At 69.7% G+C, this 17,117-nt stretch carries 18 protein-coding genes and 1 pseudogene; 12 read left to right on the forward strand and 7 right to left on the reverse strand.

From position 1 onward, the window contains the following. Positions 1-159 precede the first annotated feature (159 nt). Positions 160-1,065 carry a LysR family transcriptional regulator gene (locus ACF9IK_RS00565; protein WP_395292259.1) on the reverse strand — a complete coding sequence of 302 codons (906 nt, stop codon included), beginning with the start codon at positions 1,063-1,065 and terminating at the stop codon, positions 160-162. Positions 1,066-1,202: 137 nt separating this feature from the next. Between ACF9IK_RS00565 and ACF9IK_RS00570 the strand changes: the two genes are divergently transcribed. Beyond that, positions 1,203-2,027: a 3'(2'),5'-bisphosphate nucleotidase CysQ gene (locus ACF9IK_RS00570; protein WP_395292260.1), complete on the forward strand. Its 825-nt coding sequence runs from the start codon at positions 1,203-1,205 to the stop codon at positions 2,025-2,027. A 40-nt stretch (positions 2,028-2,067) separates the two neighbouring features. Next, positions 2,068-2,664: an NADPH-dependent F420 reductase gene (locus tag ACF9IK_RS00575; protein WP_395292261.1), complete on the forward strand. Its 597-nt coding sequence runs from the start codon at positions 2,068-2,070 to the stop codon at positions 2,662-2,664. 153 nt (positions 2,665-2,817) lie between these two features. Here the strand turns inward: ACF9IK_RS00575 and ACF9IK_RS00580 are convergent, their stop codons facing one another. Continuing rightward, the gene (locus ACF9IK_RS00580) at positions 2,818-3,324 is read right to left on the reverse strand and encodes an ArsI/CadI family heavy metal resistance metalloenzyme (RefSeq protein WP_395292262.1); all 507 of its coding nucleotides are present in this window, start codon (positions 3,322-3,324) and stop codon (positions 2,818-2,820) included. A gap of 148 nt (positions 3,325-3,472) precedes the next feature. Between ACF9IK_RS00580 and ACF9IK_RS00585 the strand changes: the two genes are divergently transcribed. Further along, positions 3,473-3,865: an ArsR/SmtB family transcription factor gene (locus ACF9IK_RS00585; RefSeq protein ID WP_395298427.1), complete on the forward strand. Its 393-nt coding sequence runs from the start codon at positions 3,473-3,475 to the stop codon at positions 3,863-3,865. Positions 3,866-3,931: 66 nt separating this feature from the next. Continuing rightward, on the forward strand, positions 3,932-4,396 hold the full coding sequence (locus ACF9IK_RS00590) for a hypothetical protein (RefSeq protein ID WP_395292263.1): 465 nt from the start codon (positions 3,932-3,934) through the stop codon (positions 4,394-4,396). A gap of 100 nt (positions 4,397-4,496) precedes the next feature. Here ACF9IK_RS00590 and ACF9IK_RS00595 read toward each other — a convergent pair whose 3' ends face one another. Next, complete coding sequence (locus ACF9IK_RS00595; protein ID WP_395292264.1) at positions 4,497-5,765, reverse strand: ISL3 family transposase; 1,269 nt, start codon at positions 5,763-5,765, stop codon at positions 4,497-4,499. A gap of 453 nt (positions 5,766-6,218) precedes the next feature. Here ACF9IK_RS00595 and ACF9IK_RS00600 point away from each other — a divergent pair, with 453 nt between their 5' ends. After that, a complete protein-coding gene (locus ACF9IK_RS00600; RefSeq protein ID WP_395292209.1) occupies positions 6,219-7,412 on the forward strand; it encodes an ISAs1 family transposase in 1,194 nt (397 codons plus the stop codon). A gap of 259 nt (positions 7,413-7,671) precedes the next feature. Further along, entirely contained in the window at positions 7,672-8,898 is a 1,227-nt protein-coding gene (locus ACF9IK_RS00605; RefSeq protein ID WP_395292265.1) for a hypothetical protein, read from the forward strand. A gap of 84 nt (positions 8,899-8,982) precedes the next feature. On the opposite strand, the gene ACF9IK_RS00610 is transcribed toward ACF9IK_RS00605, so the two are convergent. After that, the gene (locus tag ACF9IK_RS00610; RefSeq protein ID WP_395292266.1) at positions 8,983-9,435 is read right to left on the reverse strand and encodes a hypothetical protein; all 453 of its coding nucleotides are present in this window, start codon (positions 9,433-9,435) and stop codon (positions 8,983-8,985) included. A gap of 242 nt (positions 9,436-9,677) precedes the next feature. Between ACF9IK_RS00610 and ACF9IK_RS00615 the strand changes: the two genes are divergently transcribed. Beyond that, entirely contained in the window at positions 9,678-10,346 is a 669-nt protein-coding gene (locus ACF9IK_RS00615) for a TnsA-like heteromeric transposase endonuclease subunit (protein ID WP_395292267.1), read from the forward strand. Continuing rightward, positions 10,343-11,917, forward strand: coding sequence for a hypothetical protein (locus ACF9IK_RS00620; RefSeq protein ID WP_395292268.1), 1,575 nt, complete (start codon positions 10,343-10,345; stop codon positions 11,915-11,917). The genes ACF9IK_RS00615 and ACF9IK_RS00620 overlap by 4 nt, the downstream gene beginning before the upstream one ends. A gap of 106 nt (positions 11,918-12,023) precedes the next feature. On the opposite strand, the pseudogene tnpA reads toward ACF9IK_RS00620, so the two are convergent. After that, positions 12,024-12,381: pseudogene (gene tnpA / locus ACF9IK_RS00625) on the reverse strand (IS200/IS605 family transposase). A 71-nt stretch (positions 12,382-12,452) separates the two neighbouring features. On the opposite strand from tnpA, the gene ACF9IK_RS00630 reads away from it, so the two are divergent. Together ACF9IK_RS00630 and ACF9IK_RS00635 are read left to right on the forward strand one after the other, a co-directional pair. Further along, complete coding sequence (locus tag ACF9IK_RS00630) at positions 12,453-13,358, forward strand: transposase (protein ID WP_395292269.1); 906 nt, start codon at positions 12,453-12,455, stop codon at positions 13,356-13,358. A gap of 15 nt (positions 13,359-13,373) precedes the next feature. Continuing rightward, positions 13,374-13,901 carry a transposase gene (locus ACF9IK_RS00635; protein ID WP_395292270.1) on the forward strand — a complete coding sequence of 176 codons (528 nt, stop codon included), beginning with the start codon at positions 13,374-13,376 and terminating at the stop codon, positions 13,899-13,901. 144 nt (positions 13,902-14,045) lie between these two features. Here the strand turns inward: ACF9IK_RS00635 and ACF9IK_RS00640 are convergent, their stop codons facing one another. Beyond that, complete coding sequence (locus ACF9IK_RS00640; RefSeq protein ID WP_395292271.1) at positions 14,046-14,174, reverse strand: hypothetical protein; 129 nt, start codon at positions 14,172-14,174, stop codon at positions 14,046-14,048. 25 nt (positions 14,175-14,199) lie between these two features. Here ACF9IK_RS00640 and ACF9IK_RS00645 point away from each other — a divergent pair, with 25 nt between their 5' ends. Both ACF9IK_RS00645 and ACF9IK_RS00650 read left to right on the forward strand, forming a co-directional pair. Next, positions 14,200-15,414 (forward strand): RNA-guided endonuclease InsQ/TnpB family protein, encoded by a 1,215-nt coding sequence (locus tag ACF9IK_RS00645; RefSeq protein WP_395298428.1) that lies wholly within the window; start codon positions 14,200-14,202, stop codon positions 15,412-15,414. Positions 15,415-15,472: 58 nt separating this feature from the next. Continuing rightward, the gene (locus tag ACF9IK_RS00650) at positions 15,473-15,649 is read left to right on the forward strand and encodes a hypothetical protein (RefSeq protein ID WP_395292272.1); all 177 of its coding nucleotides are present in this window, start codon (positions 15,473-15,475) and stop codon (positions 15,647-15,649) included. Positions 15,650-15,817: 168 nt separating this feature from the next. Here ACF9IK_RS00650 and ACF9IK_RS00655 read toward each other — a convergent pair whose 3' ends face one another. After that, positions 15,818-17,050, reverse strand: a complete 1,233-nt coding sequence (locus ACF9IK_RS00655) for an alpha/beta hydrolase (protein ID WP_395292273.1) — start codon at positions 17,048-17,050, stop codon at positions 15,818-15,820. Between the last annotated feature and the right edge of the window lie 67 nt (positions 17,051-17,117).

The following is a 17,117-nucleotide window of genomic DNA, read 5'->3' on the forward strand; positions in this document are numbered from 1 at the left end:
TCCATGGTGCCGCGCCAGCGTGCTGGACCGCCCGGAACCTCTTCCAGGGCGTGTCACGGGTGGTGGGGAGACCGGTGCCCCGCCTTCCGGTGGCGATGCGGTGTTCGTCCGGTCGGCCGGGCGCGGACCTGCGGGTGGTGATGCGGCCGACGGCGCCGGCTACGACGCTCCGCAGGTGGCCAGTGCGGTTCGTGCCAGTGCGCGCAGCCAGGCGTGGGCGTGGTCGGTGTCGTAGCGCTGGTGCCACGACAGGAATACCGGTGCCGGGGGCAGTTCGAGTGGGAGGGGGAGCACGACCAGGCCGAGGCCGGCGGCCGCGGTGCGGGTGGTGGCTTCGGGGACGGTGATCAGGAGGTCGGTGCCGCGCGCGAACTCCAGCGCGGCCGCTTCGGTGGGCGCGGTGGCCACCACGCGGCGGGTGAGGCCGAGCGGCGTGAGGGCGTCGTCGAGGGCGTTGCCGAGGTTGCCGCGTCGCGAGACGGTGACGTGTTCGGCGGCGGCGTACTGCCGTGCGGTGACGGTCCGGGCGCGGGTGAGGGGGTGTCCCTGCCTCACGACGATGACGAGGCGGGTCTCGCCCACCTGCTCGGCGCGGATGTCGGGTGCGCCCGGGCGGTTGGCGTTCGCCTCCAGATCGACCTCGCCGCGCCGCAGTTCGGGGGTGTCGGTGCTCGATTCCGCGACGAAGCGCAGTCGCACGCCCGGCGCCTCTTCACGCACGGCCGCGAGTAGCGCGGGGCCGCTCAGGGCGACCAGGGAGTCGTGCCAGCGCAGTGTGAAGGTGCGCTCCAGCGTTGCCGGATCGAGTTCACGGCTCGGTGCCAGCACCCCCTGGACCTGGTGCAGCAGCTCGTGGACGTGTTCCCGGACGGCGATCGCATAGGGCGTCGGGGTCATGGTGCGGCCGGTGCGCACGAGGATCTGGTCCCCGGTCGTGCGCCGGATCCGGCCCAGGCTCCGACTCATCGCGGGGGCGGTGACGTGCAGGCGTGCGGCCGCCCCGGCCACGCTGCCCTCCTCCAGCAGCGCGTCGAGCGCGGCCAGCAGGTTCAAATCCAATTGCATGTGAGTAATCCTAGCCGTGCTTTACATGCATTTGAAGTTAATCAAGGGGCTGTATACCTTCGAGACCAGAGCGCCGAACAGAGCGCACGGTCGGCCCGAACAGCCCCCATCACCTCTTTCTCACAAGGGAGTTCACCGTGTCCGAAACGCTTCAGACCACTGAGGCCACTGTCACCGTCTCCGACGCCGAGCTGCTCGACCGGACCGCGGCCGCCGTGCGTGAGGCCGGTTCGGCGCTGCGCGCGCGTTTCGGCGAGGTGGTCCCCTACCGGAGCCGCGACGAGCTGATGCGCGCGCTCGCCGCCAACGACGACACGGCTCTCGACATCCTGCGCCCCCGCCTCACCGGCCTGCGCCCGGAGGCCGGCTGGGTGGAGGAGGAACTGGACGGCGGGGCGCTGCCGCCCGGCGAGTGGTGGGTCGTGGATCCGGCCGAAGGCAACGTCAACCACCTGCACGCCCTGCCCGAATGGGCGGTGACCGCCACCCTCGTGCGCGACAACCGGCCGGTGCTCACCGCGGTCCACCTGCCGCTGACCGGCGAGACCTACACCGCGCTCGCCGGCGCGGGCGCCCACCTCGACGGCCGGCCGCTGCACGTCTCCCAGACCGCGGACCTCGGCCTGGGCATCGTGGCCACCAGCCAGGCCCGGCCGGACGAGGACGGGAACGTCGTGCGGCGCGTCGGCTCCTCGATCACCGCCATGCTCTTCGACGCGCTCGTCGTCCGCACCGCCGTGCCCGCCACCCTGCACCTGCTGAACGTGGCCGCCGGCCGGATCGACGCCTTCTGGCAGTTCGCCGGCGCCCGCGCGGACCTGCTGCCCGGCGCCCTGCTCGTCACCGAGGCCGGCGGACGGATCTCCGACGCCGAGGGCCGCCCCTGGACCCCGCAGAGCGAGAGCTTCCTGGCCGCCGCGCCCGGCATCCACACCCAGGCCGTCGCCACCCTCTCACGCTGACCGACACCACAACCCGTACACACGGAAGGACCGGATCATCATGACCACGATCGCCATTCTCGGAAACGGCCGCGTCGGCGGCAGTCTGGCCACCGCCCTCGCCCGCGCAGGACACGAGGTGACCGTCGCGGACCGCACCCCGGGCGCCGCCGCCGACGCCGCCCGCAGCGCCCGGATCGTCATCAACGCCACCCCGGGAGCCGGCTCCCTGGAACGGCTCGCCGCCCTGCGCGAGGAACTGCGCGACACCATCCTCGTCGACGTCTCCAACGCCACCACCGACGGACCGGACGGACTGCCCGCCGACCTGCTCTACCCCGGCTCAAGCCTCGCCGAGCGACTCCAGGAGGCACTCCCCGAAACGCGCGTCGTCAAGACCCTCAACACCATGCTCTTCCCGGTGATGACCGCCCCGGCCGCACTCGCCCAGACGCCCACCGCCTTCCTCTCCGGCGACGACCCGCAGGCCAAGCAGACCGTCCGCGAACTCCTCACCGACCTCGGCTGGCACCACGAATGGACCACCGACCTCGGCGGGATCGAAACCGCCCGCGCCACGGAGGCCGCGATCCTGTTCGTGCCCCACGTGATCCGCACCAGCGGATTCACGCCCTTCGCGATCTCGATCACCCGCTGACCCGCTGACCCGCCACACCCGTCGGCGCAGCCGAGAATCCGGCGGCACCTGCGCCGGGCGGGGCGGCGCCGGCGGACTCCCGGCACCGATCCCCCGGTCCTGCGACGGGAAGGAATCCCGTCGGTGCGCGCTCCGGCCCCGGCTGGAGCGGCGTCAGCTGCCGCACGCGCAACCGGCGTCGGCCTTCGCTTCGGCCGGGCTCCGGGCGGGGTCGAGGGCCTGCTCGTCGGGGGTGCAGCAGGCGGTGGTGCCGCAGCAGGCGTCCGGCGCGGCGGTGCTCTTGCCGAGGGTGTCGGCGTCGGCCTTGACCACGTACACCTCCCACGGCTCCCGGCCCGGGGCGGTCACCCACACCTTGTCCTGGAGTGCGTAGCAGCAGGAGGTGTCGTTCTCCTCGAAGGTGGCCAGGCCGGCGTCCTTCAGGCGGACGGTGGCCGCGGTGACCTGCTCGGTGGAGTCGACCTCGACGCCGAGGTGGTCCAGGCGGGTGTCCTCACCGGCCTCGCCCTCGATCAGGACGAGCTTGAGCGGGGGCTCGGTGACGGCGAAGTTGGCGTAGCCGGGGCGGCGCTTGGCCGGCTCGGTGTTGAAGAGCTTGGAGTAGAAGGCGATGGAGCCTTCGAGGTCGGCGACGCGCAGGGCGAGCTGAACGCGGGACATGGTGGTCTCTCCGATCCGAGGTCTTGTTTCGACATCTGTCGATACAGCGAGCTTGCCTCCTGGATTAGATGGCTGTCAACATAGACGCATGTCGAATCTGGAGTCGCCGGTGCTCGGCCGTGACGACGCGGTGGCGTGCTGCTCGCCGATGGTCCGCGGGCCGCTGGGCGAGGAGGCCGCCGCCGACCTGGCGAAGATGTTCAAGGCGCTGTCGGACCCGGTGCGGCTGCGGCTGCTGTCGTTGATCGCCTCGCACGAGGGCGGCGAGGCCTGCGTCTGCGACCTGACCGGCCCCTTCGACGTCTCCCAGCCGACCATCTCCCACCACCTGAAGGTGCTGCGCGAAGCCGGTCTGGTCGGCTCCGAGCGGCGCGGCACCTGGGTCTACTACCGGGTCCTGCCCACCGCCCTGGCCAAGCTGTCCTCCCTGCTCGACCCGGTCTCCGGCGCGCACTTCGGCCCCGCGGCCGACTCCAGGACGCGGCGGTGCGGCGGACCGGCCGCACCCGGCGCGCCGAGCCGCTCCCGGGTGTGCATGTGATCCACTTGGGGGGGTCGCGACGGTCGCGACGGTCACGGTGGTCGCGTCGGAGTGGGGGCGTCGGGGATGGCGGAGATACGACTGGTCGGCGGATTGAACCCGGCGGACCCGGCGTCGGTCGTGGTCGCCGTCGTCGTCGAGCACGACGGGCCGCCGGCCGAACGCGCGGTCGCGCTGCTCGGCCAGCTCTCCCACGAGGTCGACGGCGCCTGGTACCTCCTGCCGACCGACGGCTGGGCCGAACGGCACTACGAGGACGGCTGGTTGACGGTCGATCTCTGTGCCTACCCGGAGTCGTTCCGCTCCGACGCCGTCGACACGGACGCCTTCGAGCAGCTCGCCGACACCGAACCGCGGGCCGTCCGGCTGCTCCGGGTCCGTACCGAAGCCGCCCCGGAAGCCGTCGCCCGGGCCGTGCGGCCCACCGCCGTGATCACCACGGCCGCCGGTACCCCGGCCGACACCGCAGTCCGGGAACTGATCGCCGGCACGGCCGAGCCGCTGATCCTCGGCCCGGCGCGCAGCGCCTGAGCCCGGCTCCGTCGGGGATCCCGGTCGCATCGGCCGTCCACGCCCACCGGCCCCGCCGCGACGCACCGGGTTTTTCGGGCTCTTCTGCCTGATGTGTGGATCATGCTGGAGCGGGTTGGCGTCCTGGCAGTGTCGGGCGTTCGCCGCCGAGGGTGAGCATGACGAGGGCGATGACCGCGTCGGCGGTGCGGAAGCCGAAGCCCCGGCGGATGATCAGTCTCGTTTTGGTGTTGGTGGACTCGATCAGCCCGTTCGACAGCCTCTCGACCAGGGCGTTGACGATGGCCTCGCGGTGGCGGCGGACTCTGCGGCCGAGCTCGACGAACACCTCGATGCGGCTGCGCTGCGCCCACGACAGCCACCGGTCCAGGGCGTCGACGGCCGCGCCGGCGTCCTGCTCGCGAGCGATGGCGAAGACCGTGCGCAGGCCCTCCTTGAGCAGGTAGGCGCGGTGCAGCCGAGGGTCGGAGGTGGCGATCCAGGTCAGTTTGGCCTGCTGGCGGTCGGTGAGGTCCTCCGGGTTCTTCCACAGGGCGAAGCGGGAGTCCTTCAACGCCCGGGCGGTGGCGGCGTCCCGGGCCTGGCGGCGGGCCCGGTTCCACGCCGCGCGGCGCTCGGCGTCCAGCGCCTCGGTGGCCCAGGCGACCACGTGGAACGGATCCATCGCGCGTACCGCCTGCGGTGCGTGCGCGGCGACGGTGTCCGCGATCCACTGCGCGCCGTCGGCGGAGACGTGCGTCAGCCTCGCGGCCCGCTTCGGGCCGAGCGCGGTGAAGAAGGCCTCCAGGACGGCGCGGCCGTGTCCGTCGGCCATCCACACCACCTGCCGGGTGTGGTGGTCGACCACCACGGTCATGTACCGCTGCCCCTTGCGGTAGGAGATCTCGTCGACGCCGATCCGGCGCAGGCCCGCCAGCCGGTCGAGACCGGCATCGCGGTCGGCCACGAACCGCTCCACGATCGCTCCGACCGTACGCCAGGAAGTGCGCATCAGCTGCGCGACCGCGGACTTGGAGCACTCCGTGGCCATCCAGGCCGCCTGCTGGTCGAAGGCACGGGTGTGGCCGGCGCCGTGCCGGGCCCAGGGCACGGCGGCCGTGACCACCCCGTGCTCGCGGCAGGCCACCCGGGGCGCATCGGCCTCCAGGAACACCTGGGTGGTCCCGGCGTCCAGGCACCGCCAGCGCCGCCGCCCCCGCCCCTGGTCGTAGCCACGCCCGGGACGGCGGCAGACCCCGCACCGACCCCGCTCCCGGGTCGTCGGGCGCACCCGGGCGACCAGCACGCCGGAGTCCTGGTCGATCTCGACCTGCTCGACCACGGCCCGTTCGACCGTCAGCAGCTTCTTCCATATCCTGTTCGCAGACACGCCGTCTTCCTGCATGTGGATCTTGACCTCAGAGACCAAGAACCATACGCAGGAGACGGCGTGTTTCGCGTATCAGCCCAGCTCAGAGCACCCACACATGCGGTCGAAGAGCCCCAATCCGGTTGGGTCAGCAGGTAGTCGATCCCGAAGTCACCGATGAGGTTCCGGTAGACGACGACGGCGCTGTGACCGCCTTGGAACGGGATGCGAAACGCCGGCCAGGCTTGGTCGTCCAGGAGGACTTCGGACAGGGCGTCAGTGTCGGCGCCGTCGTCACCGAACCACTCGGGTGCCGGCCGGGCTTCACCCAGGGCGCGAGCGTTCTCGGGTGACGAGACGTCACAGTTGTGACGAAGTGGGAGGGTTGTCCGCTTCGCCGGTGTGGTGAAACGGGACGCGGCTCCGGATGATCAAGGTGTCGAAGCCGTTGATCACAACCGAAGCCGCGTCTGCATGCCATCCTCCCTGATCTCCACCGTCACCCGCCACCAGGACCACATGCCGGGCGATCTGACCGGCGACGCCGAGCGCCTGATCACCCTGGCCGAGGTCCTGGACCGCCTGCCGGACCCGCGCCGCACGCGGGGGCGCCGCTACCGACTGGGCGCCCTGCTCGTGCTGTGCGCCACCGCGGTAATGGCCGGGGCGTCCACCTGGGCCGCCATCGTCCGCTTCGCCGCCGGCCTCGACCCGGTGCTGCGCGAGCGCATCGGCCTGGTCCGCGGCATCCCGCGCACCAGCACACTGGCCCGCCTCCTCGCCCGCCTCGACGGCGACGCGCTCGACGCGGCACTGGGCGCCTGGCTGCAACTGCAGCACACCGACCCACTCACCGGCCCAGTCCCGGCAGACGCACCGGTCAAACGGGACGCGGTCTCGGTCGACGGCAAGACCTTGCGCGGCTCGCGAACCCGCGAGCGCCGGGCCGTCCACCTGCTCGCCGCGTCGATCCACGGCACCCGCGCCGTCATCGCCCAGCGGCAGGTCGACTCCAAGAGCAACGAGATCACCGCGTTCCGCCCGCTCCTCGGACCCCTCGACCTGGCGGACAAGGTCGTCACCTTCGATGCCCTGCTCACCCAGCACGACCACGCCCGCTTCCTGGTCGAGGAGAAGAACGCGCACTACATCGCCCTGATCAAGGGCAACCACCCCACCCTGCACGCCCAGTTGAAGAAGCTCCCCTGGAGTGAGGTCCCGCTCATGGACAAGACCCGCGCCATCGCTCACGGCCGCGACGAGATCCGCCGCCTGAAGGCCGCCACCGTCCCCGACCTTCCCTTCCCCCACGCCGACCAGGTCCTGCAGATCGTGCGCCGCCGTCGCGTCCTGAGCACCGGCAAACTCACCGTCGAACGCATCTACGCGCTCACCGACCTGACGATGCACGAGGCCACGGCCGCCCACCTCGCCGAACACGTACGCGAACACTGGGGCGTCGAGGCCCTGCACCACCTGCGCGACGTCACCCTCCGCGAGGACGCCTCCAAGATCCGCACCGGCAGCGCACCCCGCATCATGGCCGGTCTGCGCAACACCGCCCTCGCGCTCGCCGAGCTCGCCGGCTGGCACAACCACGCCGCGGCAGTCGATCACTACAGGTCACGCCCCGACCACGCACTCGACCTGATCAAGCCCACAACCTGAGAAAGCTCATGCCCTGGGGCTTCACCTGAGGTGAACCGGCACATGGCCAGCAGGTGATTGGACCAGAACCCGCCGCGCTCAAGCAGCCACTCACCCGCGACCAGCGGCCCGAAGTCGTATCCCTTGATCAGCACGGACCATAGTCTCTCAGGCCCCACCGACACGTCTCCGCCATCGGTTTGTCCGCAGTAGCGGGACCGATTACGGTAACCTCCCGTCAGGGCTTCTCGCACTGCCGCTGCGGTTTGGAGATGAGTTAATGGCCGGGATTACGCAGGCAGACCTTGAACGTCGGCTCCACATAGGGACCGTTGACGATGCCGAGCTTGATGGCCTGCTTTCCGGCATCTTTCCCCTTGGCCAATACATAACAGACCGAGAAATGGTGCGAACAAACGGCTCGGCCACCCTGGCAATCCGGTACAGCAAAAAAGGAAGGATCTCCGGACTTGTCCCGGGTGGAGCCTTTACCGAAGAGCTGGCCACACAAATTGAGCGGGACGTGGCCGACAAACTGCTTGTTGCATCCGTATCGAGGGCTGCACGGGTTGTGCTGTTTGCTCATGTGCCAGTCGCGGGCTACTGGCGCTACCGTAATCGCATCGCACTGCGTCCAGTGCCCGAAGGATCTCCGCGGCCGCCAATCGAGCTGGCCGATCACCCACTTGTTTGCGAGATCCTGTTCGACGGCGCCGTCGATCCATGGGTCAACGCCTATCGAAGCCAGCGAGAAGTCCGCAAGCTGACCCTCCTGCTTACATTGCTTGTGCCTGGGCTGAAGATTCCCAATCAATCAGCTCAAGGATGGGTTCTAACACCTTCTCTGAGTGGGCATGACTTCCAGGGACCGGCCCCCGTATTCAAGAGTGAATATGCCCAGCACGGATACGTCCCTAACCCGATCATCGGCCCAAATGATTCACTTGCCCCACAGGGCGAACTTCCCGATATGGAGTTGGGGCCGATCCCTATCGGCATCGTAGCCGGAGCGGTCCTCACTCTTCCCGAGGATATCGAAGCCTGCCTTGACGCATACTTCGGGCTGAGCCCAGAGGATCAGCGAGTTCTCCTTCGTGCAGCGTATTGGCTGAATGCCGCGACCGACGTATTTCACACATCCCGATCTGCAAGCTTCCAATTTCTGATTCAGGCCGTCGAGGCCCTCATCACAACCCCTAAAGATCAGCCGAAGTGTTCTGAGTGTGATCGCACCATAGGCGTTGGCCCCACTGCCCTCTTTCAGGACTTTGTTGGCACGTATGCTCCGCCCACCGGCGACTCGGCCGATGCGGGAGCACACAAGTTGCTATACAACAAGCGATCACAGTTGACTCATGGACACAGTCTCCTGATGACCGATGAGGAGACCGGCTTCATGGGACCGGGCCCCGCGAGCATGGCTGAGATGCAGCTTCACGGGCAGGCGGCGCAGGTCTGTCGCTCGGCAATCGTGGGGCGGCTACGCGCGCACGGGCGCGACAGTTAATATGCCGAGATGCTGCTGGTGAGCGCTGCCGCCACCTGATCATTGATTGTCCAAACACGCCTACCGATCAGCGGCGGCCTCACCTCAGCTGCCTGGACGCCACCGGAACCAGTAATCAAGTCCGTCGATCCGATAGCGGGCGCCAGCGTCGAACCGCAGCTCACCCACAAGCCTCCTCACGTCGTCCGGCACCTGGCGGTGCGGCTTCAGCAGCAGTGCCAGTTCGTCGTAGCGGGCGTCGATTCCGCCCTGGCCCGGGTGGCTTTCCGGCCCCACCGTCCCGGCCTGGTAACGCTCGTTCCACCTGACGAAGATCGCCCACTGCTCGCGTTCCAGCACTACTGCCGCCTCGCTCGCGGGCCAGACGAGATACTCGTCGGCTTCGTCGGCGTGGTCGTAGTTGTGGCCCTGGAAGTAGTGGGGCATGCCGTGGACATCGGCGAGGCCGGCACGCGGTCCGTCGTGCCACTCCGACTCGGCGTGCACACGCTCGAAGCCGTCCACGACCAGCTGCTCTTTGTCCCAGGTCTCAGCCACCCGGGCAGGCTACCGACGAGGGGCGGTTCACGCATCTGGGATTACGATCTACGGCTGGAGATTGGACGACCCCAGTCACGTGCCTACCAGCGACCGCTACCGCAATGCGGCCCGACAATCACCCGATCGAGATCTTGGCCGTTGTCGTTTCGGCTCCTAGTGTCAGCAACGTGGGTGGGTTGAGGAGTACAAAGGTCCGCGTCCGGTATCGCCAGATCGACGGTGAGGTCGTGGAGTCCTCGTTGGACCGGCTGGTGGTCTCCGAGGTCCTGGCGGGAATGCCAGTGCGCGAGTTTCGTTCGTACCGCGGACGGCGGCACTACTCGGGCTGGTACTGGGCGGCCACCACCCAGGAGCTGGTGGCCTACGAGAGCCGCCTGGAGTTGGCACGGATCCTGCTGGCCGACTTCGATCGGTCGGTGGTGGCGATCGCGGCCCAGCCCTTCCAACTGGTCGGCGCGGACGGATCCTCGGTGCGAAGGCACGTCCCCGATCTCTTGTTGGCGCGTGCGGACGGCTCGGTGACGGTGGTCGACGTGAAGGCGGCCTGGCGGGCGAAGGCGCCCGAGGTGGTCGCACAGTTTGCCTGGACCGAGCAGGTCTGCGCGACGCGGGGCTGGGCCTTCGAGACGTGGTACGGGGCGGATCCGGTCCTGGTGGAAAACGTCCGGTTCCTGGCCGGCTACCGGCGGCCGGAGGTCATCGATCAAGACGCAGTGGGTCAAGCCGCCCAGGTGGCGAGGACGCACCGCAGCATCGCCGCGATCGAACGGGCCTTGGCGAGCAGGTTTTCTTCGGATCTGGTGCGGCCCGCAGTCCTGCATTTGCTCTGGTCCGGGGCACTGACCTGCGACCTGAACCGTCCGCTCGGGGCATGGAGCGGGGTTCGGCTAGCCGGGGAGGACACATGACCAGCGGCGCGATGGTGGTCTTCGCCGGGTCGCGGTTGATGTTCGACGGTGACCTGGTCGAGGTCGTGGAGTTCGACGGTGCGCGCATCACGGTGCGCAACATCCGTACGGGAGCGTTCAGCGCGGTGTCCTTCGCCCGGCTCGCGGCGGGGACTCGCATGGAGTCGGCCGCCGAGCTGGAGGAGACGACCGGCGGAGTGGCCCTGGCAGGCCTGTCGGATCGGCAGCGCCAGGAGGTTGAGGAGCGGGCCGGGCACATCCGCGAAGTGCTCAGCGGCTTCCGCAGTGGCTTTGCCGGGATGGCGGCGGCTGGTGAGCCGCGCCCGCAGTTCTCTCCGGAACTCGCGGTCGTCGAGCGAATCGAGGCGAAGGCCGCGGAGCTGGCGATGTCCACGCGCACCCTCCAGCGCTGGATCGCCGCCTACCAGCAGGCCGGGGTCGCGGGCCTGGTGGACCTGCGGCTGCTGAGAGGGCGCGACAGTCGGGTGGACCCGCGCTGGGACGAGGCGGTGCGCGACGTGTTCGCGTCGCTGGTTGAGGCTTCCACGCCGACGCGGTCGGCCGTGATCCGCAAGGTTGAGGCCTTGTTGGAGGAGCGGCATGGGTCCGGGGTGGTTCCGTTGCCGGCACGGTCGACGGCCTACGCCCGGCTGGAGGCGTTGGGACGGGGCACGAACGCGCTGACGGGCAGTGCGAAGGCCCGCCGATCGATCGCCGAGCGTCCGAAGGGTGTCTATGGCCGGCTGCGGGCGACGAGGCCGGGTGAGTTCGTGGTGCTGGACACGCAGGACCTGGATGTCTACGCGATGGAGGAGGTCACCTGCCGTTGGGTGAGGACCCAACTCACGGTCGCGCAAGACCTGTTCACGCGCTGCATCGTCGGCCTGCGGGTGACTGCAGTGTCCACGCGCGCGGTCGACGTCGCCGCCGTGTTGTTCGAGGCGATCGCGCCACCGGCTGAGGAGGATGAGCCGAAAACACTGGCCCCGTTCCACGGGCTGCCGGACTGGCTGGTCTGGACCGAAGAGGAATCGCCGGGCCGGGGCCTCTGCCCGCCCGAGACCCTGGTGGTCGACCACGGACGCGCGTTCCTGTCCACGCAGGTGATCGGCGTCTGCACCCGGCTGGGGATCTCCATCCAGCCCGCGCAGCCGAAGAAGCCCACCGACAAGCCGACCGTCGAGCGATTCTTCAAGACCCTGCGCGAGGGCCTGATCCAGCACCTTCCCGCCTACAAGGGCCCAGACGTTCACAGTCGCGGGCTGGCGGTCGAGGACCAGGCGTTCTTCTTCGTCCACGAGCTCGAAGACGTGATCCGCGAGTGGCTCCGGGACGTCTACCACCGCTCGAAGCATGACGGGCTGGTCGTCCCGCAGTGGCCCGGCATCGCTCTGTCGCCGCTGGAGATGCTGCGAATCGGCATTGCGAAGGCCGGGCGGCTGCGGATGGTGCCGAACCCGGACCTGGCCTACGACTTCCTGGAGGTGGTGCCGCGCACGATCCAGCACTACGGGGTCGAGGTCGGCGGACTCCGCTACAACGGGGCGGTGCTGGACGGCTACCTGGACTAATCGCAGTGCACCGGGCTTCAGCCCGGTGGTGAAGCGATTCTGAACCCTGCTCTGACCTGTGCGGTGGGCACCCTCCCGCACTGTGGACGGTGCCCACCGCAGACCGTCAAGCCGGACGGTTCTGCTGCTCGATGTACTGCCGGACTATCGACAGCGGCGCGCCGTCGACTGATCCGGCGAAGTACGAACCGGACCACAGACGCTGTGCGCGCCAGTAGTGCTTGACCAGCTCGGGGTACTCCTGCCGCAGCCGGCGCGAGCTGACGCCTTTGAGCGAGTTGACCAGCTTGGACAGGGCGACCTTCGGCGGGAAGTTCACCAGCAGGTGGACGTGGTTGTTCTCGCCGTTGAACTCGACCAACTCCACCTCGAAGTCGGCGCACACGTCCCGCATGATCTCTTCGAGCCGGGTCAGACCCGAATCCGCAGGTAGTGGTGCGGTGTAGCGGCTGATACGACGACAGGTGTCCGTGCCGGTTTGAGATGATCGAGGTTCTCTACGCCTGATCGCTCTACCGGCAAGGACACCTGCCAGGTGAACAAGATATCGCGTCGCCGTACCGCCTTCCGTGCCCCCGGTAGGCGCTGGACCCGGCTGAACGCCCAGCTGGGCGGGGTGGACGGGTCGCTGACCGAGAACGGCGGCCTGGTGCTGGTGGCCGAGCTGGACCGGGCGCTGGGCGTCACGGCCGCGCTGGACGCGGCGGTCGGTCCGGTCAAGGAGCGTGACCGGGGCTTGTCCGGGGGTGAGTTCGCGCTGGCGCTGGCAGCGGTGCAGCTGACCGGCGAGGACCACCTGGTCGGCTTCGACCGGCTGCGGGCGGATGTCGTCGGTGAGGGGCTGCTGCCTGCGCCCGTCCCGCCGTCCACGACGGCCGCCACGCTCGCCGCGCGGTTCGACCAGGCCAGGCGGGAGGGTATCGAGCGGGCGTGTGCGCAGGTCACCGCCCGCGCGCTGGCCGGACTCCCGGTCGCCGAGCGGGCCCGGATCCTGGCCGGGCGGGTGACGGTCGACCTGGACGCCAAGGACATCGAGGTCTACTCGACCCGCAAGGAACAGGTCGTCCGTTCCTACAAGGGCGAGGTCTCGGGCCGGGTGCACGCCGCGCACTGGGCCCAGGCCGGCACCGTCCTGGCCGCCGACCTCCTGGACGGCCGCTCGGACGGCCGCACCCACGCCCCCGGTCAGATCGACCGGGCGGTGGACGCCGTGCGCACGGCCGGAGCCACCGGTCCGGTCCTCATCCAGGGCGACACGGGTTACTACGCCGGGAAGGTCGCGGAGAAGATCGCGGCCCGCGGATGCCTGTTCCGCCTCGGCGTCCCGCGCAGCCGGCCGCTGTGGCGGGCGGTCGCCGCCGTGCACGAGGACGACTGGATCGACGCCCTGGACTACCCGACCGCGCAGGTCGCCGTGCTGGCCTACGCTCCGCCCGGCTGACCCGAGGGCACCCGCGTGATCGCCCGTCGGGTCCGCTACCAGGCCGCCGAGCTGTCCGCGGATCCGCGCTCGCGCCGCTCGCGCACCGTCGGCAAGGACCAGCTCGCCCTGGCCCTGGAGGGTCTGGAGGACCAGGCATACGCCTACTCGTTCTTCGTCACCAACGAGGAGCTGGACCTGGACGAGGAGATCGCGGCCGCGGAGTGGGAGTTCCGCCGCCGCACCCGGATCGAGGAACTGTTCCGCGACACCGCCCACGGCGCGGGACTCAACCACCTTCCCTCCGGCTCCCACGCGGTCAACAGCATGTGGACGTGGGGCGCGCTCCTGGCCTACAACCTCACCGCGTGGCTCCAGATGCTCGCCCCCATCGGCACCGCCCGCCGCCGCATCGCCACCGTGAGACGCCTGCTGATCCACCGCGCCACCCGATGGACGGTCACCGCCCGCCGCCACGAACTGCGCTTCACCGCCGCGGCCCGTGCGCTGATCGCCAACACGCTGGCCCGGATCCGTGCCCACCGGCACCTTTCAGCAGCCTGACCGACTGCCCCGACCGGGCCCGAACCACCCGACACCGCCCTGGAAAGCCGCCCACCCGCGCGACAGCCGGGCCACCGGCCTACCCGGCCACGCCACAACGGCGCCGACGGCCAGCAAAGAGACCAACTGACTGGCCGTCGGCCACTACCTGCGGATTCGGGTCAGATGCCGCTCGGCGAACACCTTGTGACGGTACTTCGTCACGAAAACCAAGTGCGCATGCAGGGCGAAAGCGCAGTGCCGACCAGTGCGGATGTTCTGATACTCGGCCATAAACCAAAATGGTACGGTGCTGACCGTGCAGCTCAGGTACAGCTTCCGCGTGTACCCGAACGGGCCTCAGCGTTCCGCGCTGGCCAGGGCGTTCGGGTGTGCACGGGTGGCCTTCAATGATGCCCTCCGGGCACGTGAGACCGCCCGCGCCGCCGGGCTGCCGTTCATCCCGTCCGGCGAGCTGTCCAAGCAGCTCACGGCCGCGAAGAACACCCCCGAACGGGCATGGCTCGGCGAGGTGTCCGCCGTGGTGCTGCAACAGTCCCTCCGGGACCTGGACACCGCCTACCGGAACTTCTTCGACGGCCTCAAGGGCATGCGCCCGAAGATGGGACCGCCCCGGTTCAAGTCCCGCAAGGACACCCGGCAGGCGATCCGCTTCACCGCGAACGCCCGATGGAAGATCACACCGGGCGGCGACCTATCGCTGCCGAAGATCGGCGACGTGCGGGTGAAGTGGTCCCGCGCCTTGCCGTCCGTGCCATCCTCGGTGACGGTGATCAAGGACAGCGCAGGCCGGTACTTCGCCAGCTTCGTTGTCGAGACGGACCCCGAGATCCTTCCCGAGACCGAACCGGTCACCGGTCTCGATCTCGGCCTCGGACACTTCGCCGTCCTCTCGGACGGGCGGAAGATCGACGCCCCGAAGTTCCTCCGGCGCGCAGAGAAGAAGCTCAAACGCGCACAGCAAGCCCTGTCCCGTAAGGCCAAGGGCAGCAAGAACCGCGAGAAGGCCCGTCACAAGGTCGCTCGCAACCACGCACGGGTGGCCGACGCCCGGCGCGAGTTCCACCACCAGGTCTCCACCGGACTGATTCGCGAGAACCAAGCAATCGCGGTGGAAGACCTGGCGGTCAAGGGACTCGCCCGCACACGGCTCGCCAAGTCCGTGCACGACGCCGGATGGTCGGCGTTCGTCACCATGCTGGAGTACAAGGCCGCGAAGTACGGCCGGAACCTGATCAAGATCGGCCGCTTCGAGCCGACCTCCCAGGTTTGCTCCCACTGCGGCGTCAAGGACGGCCCCAAGCCGCTGAACATCCGCGTCTGGCAGTGCCAGGCGTGCGGCGTCTGGCTGGACCGGGACGTCAACGCCGCCGTCAACATAGCCACGGCCGCCGGACTGGCGGTGTCAGCCTGTCGAGCGCGGGTAAGCCGGGGACCCGTCCCCGCACAGCGCGAAGAAGCAGGAACCCACCGAGACGGTCAGACGACCGTGGTAGGAATCCCCGCCCTTTAGGGCGGGGAGCGGAAGTCAATTCTTTCAGCCCAACGACCCGCGCAGCTGTGAGACGTGCGTGCAGTACGGCATCGTCAACCTCGACTTCCGGCTGAGGCAGGAGCAGCTTCTCGACCGGACGCTGACGGTCCGCATCGACGTGCCCGGACGGTCCGAGCAGATCGGTACGGCGTTCCCGCTCTCGCGAGCAGGCAATCCCACCATCAACGCGCGGCTGTTGGTGGGGGAGGCGTAGGACCCGCCGGCCGCCCGCCGACCAGCGCCCGCCGCACCCGACGGCGGCCCCTTCCCGCGGCAGCTGCTGGTCGGCGGGCGGCGGGCGGCGGCCCGGGGGACCGGTGGCCCAGGGGTCGGCGCCCGCCCACCGCAGGCCGCGTCCCGTTCACGGGCTGTCGCCTGCCGATCAGCGGCCGGCCAGGTGTCGTGCGAAGAACCTGCGGATCGTGTGGCGGAGATTGGGGACCGAGACGGTCGGGTTGACGGTGCCGATCAGCGCGTTCCTCTCCGCTGCCGTCATCAACCCGGCTGCCTGAAGCCGGGGGAGCATCGCAGCGAAGTCGGTGAAGGTCCAGTGGTTGGCGTCAGCGACGCGCGCGCGGTGGACCCACCGATCCGAGAGCGCGGCGACGGCCGACCAGGAGCGGTCCAGTTCCTCTCGCCGGTTGAACCCCTCGCTGCCGAGCAGGAGCAGCGGCCGGTCGATCCCGCCTGCCGTGACCGGGAACGGTTCGGCGTCGCCGCCGGGCGCGGAGGGCGGGTAGTCCAGGTAGCCCTCCAGGTTGATCCCGGCGCGCACCCGACGGTCCCGGTACATCACCTCGGTCACGGCGCTGCCGCCCGCGGAGTGTCCGTACACGCCGAGGCGGCGCAGGTCGAGCGTCTCGGCGAGGCTGCGCGGCAGCGGCAGGTCGGCCGCTCTCCCGAGCCGGTCGAGGACGCAGTGCAGGTCGGCGATCCGCGCGTCGATCATCGTGCGCACCACAGCCGGCTGGTCCCGCGGGTCACCGCGGAAGACGGTCGTCCGCACGGTGTCCGCCCGGTACGGCCGGGCGTCCGGAAACTCGACCGCTGCGGCGTCGCCGGGATGGTCGACCGAGAAGACGATGGCGCCGTGACTGGCCAGGTCCTCGGCCAGGGACGTTCCCAGGCCGCGCGGATCGCCGCCGCCCGGGCTGTGAACCAGCACCGGCCGTCGGCCCGGCAGCGGCGAAGCGCCCTCGAACGCGTGGGACCGGGTAGCGGCCCAGTTCACGCCCGCGGCAGGCAGCTGGAGCGGCGTGTGCGGGGCGATCCGTCCGAACCAGGTCGCGGCCTGCGGCGGCATCTGCGGAGCCGGGGCGAGGCCGGTGACGTCGCGGGCCGGGTAGAAGACCGTCAGCACGATTTCCCTCACGGGGATCGCGGGATCCCACGGGTCGCGCCGGGAACCGTCGACGAGGTAGACCGGCTGGCACCCCACCCGGTGGCGGCCGGTGGGCGCGGGCAGGGTGAGTACGACGTCACCCGGCGCCCGGGCCGCAGCGGTGGCCCGGGGGTCGGCGTAGGCGCGGCCACCGGCACCGAGCAACAGCGCGGCGGAGCCCACCAGCAGGGACGTGGCGGCGGTACGTCGGCTCATCGAGAAGTCATGGGTCATGCAGCGCATGCTGTCCCGCCCGGACCGACGCACGCGATCGTTTAGGTTTGAGGCTCAAAGATGGCGC

The sequence above is a fragment of the Kitasatospora hibisci genome, from assembly GCF_043950205.1.
In the GTDB taxonomy this organism is placed as follows: domain Bacteria; phylum Actinomycetota; class Actinomycetes; order Streptomycetales; family Streptomycetaceae; genus Kitasatospora; species Kitasatospora hibisci.

Coding starts and splice junctions, on each gene's coding strand:
- ACF9IK_RS00575 (WP_395292261.1), top strand. CDS start 2,068: ATGACCACGATCGCCATTCTCGGAAACGGCCGCGTCGGCGGCAGTCTG.
- ACF9IK_RS00585 (WP_395298427.1), top strand. CDS start 3,473: ATGGTCCGCGGGCCGCTGGGCGAGGAGGCCGCCGCCGACCTGGCGAAG.
- ACF9IK_RS00565 (WP_395292259.1), bottom strand. CDS start 1,065: ATGCAATTGGATTTGAACCTGCTGGCCGCGCTCGACGCGCTGCTGGAG.
- ACF9IK_RS00580 (WP_395292262.1), bottom strand. CDS start 3,324: ATGTCCCGCGTTCAGCTCGCCCTGCGCGTCGCCGACCTCGAAGGCTCC.
- ACF9IK_RS00620 (WP_395292268.1), top strand. CDS start 10,343: ATGACCAGCGGCGCGATGGTGGTCTTCGCCGGGTCGCGGTTGATGTTC.
- ACF9IK_RS00605 (WP_395292265.1), top strand. CDS start 7,672: ATGGCCGGGATTACGCAGGCAGACCTTGAACGTCGGCTCCACATAGGG.
- ACF9IK_RS00600 (WP_395292209.1), top strand. CDS start 6,219: ATGCCATCCTCCCTGATCTCCACCGTCACCCGCCACCAGGACCACATG.
- ACF9IK_RS00590 (WP_395292263.1), top strand. CDS start 3,932: ATGGCGGAGATACGACTGGTCGGCGGATTGAACCCGGCGGACCCGGCG.
- ACF9IK_RS00640 (WP_395292271.1), bottom strand. CDS start 14,174: ATGGCCGAGTATCAGAACATCCGCACTGGTCGGCACTGCGCTTTCGCC.
- ACF9IK_RS00655 (WP_395292273.1), bottom strand. CDS start 17,050: ATGACCCATGACTTCTCGATGAGCCGACGTACCGCCGCCACGTCCCTG.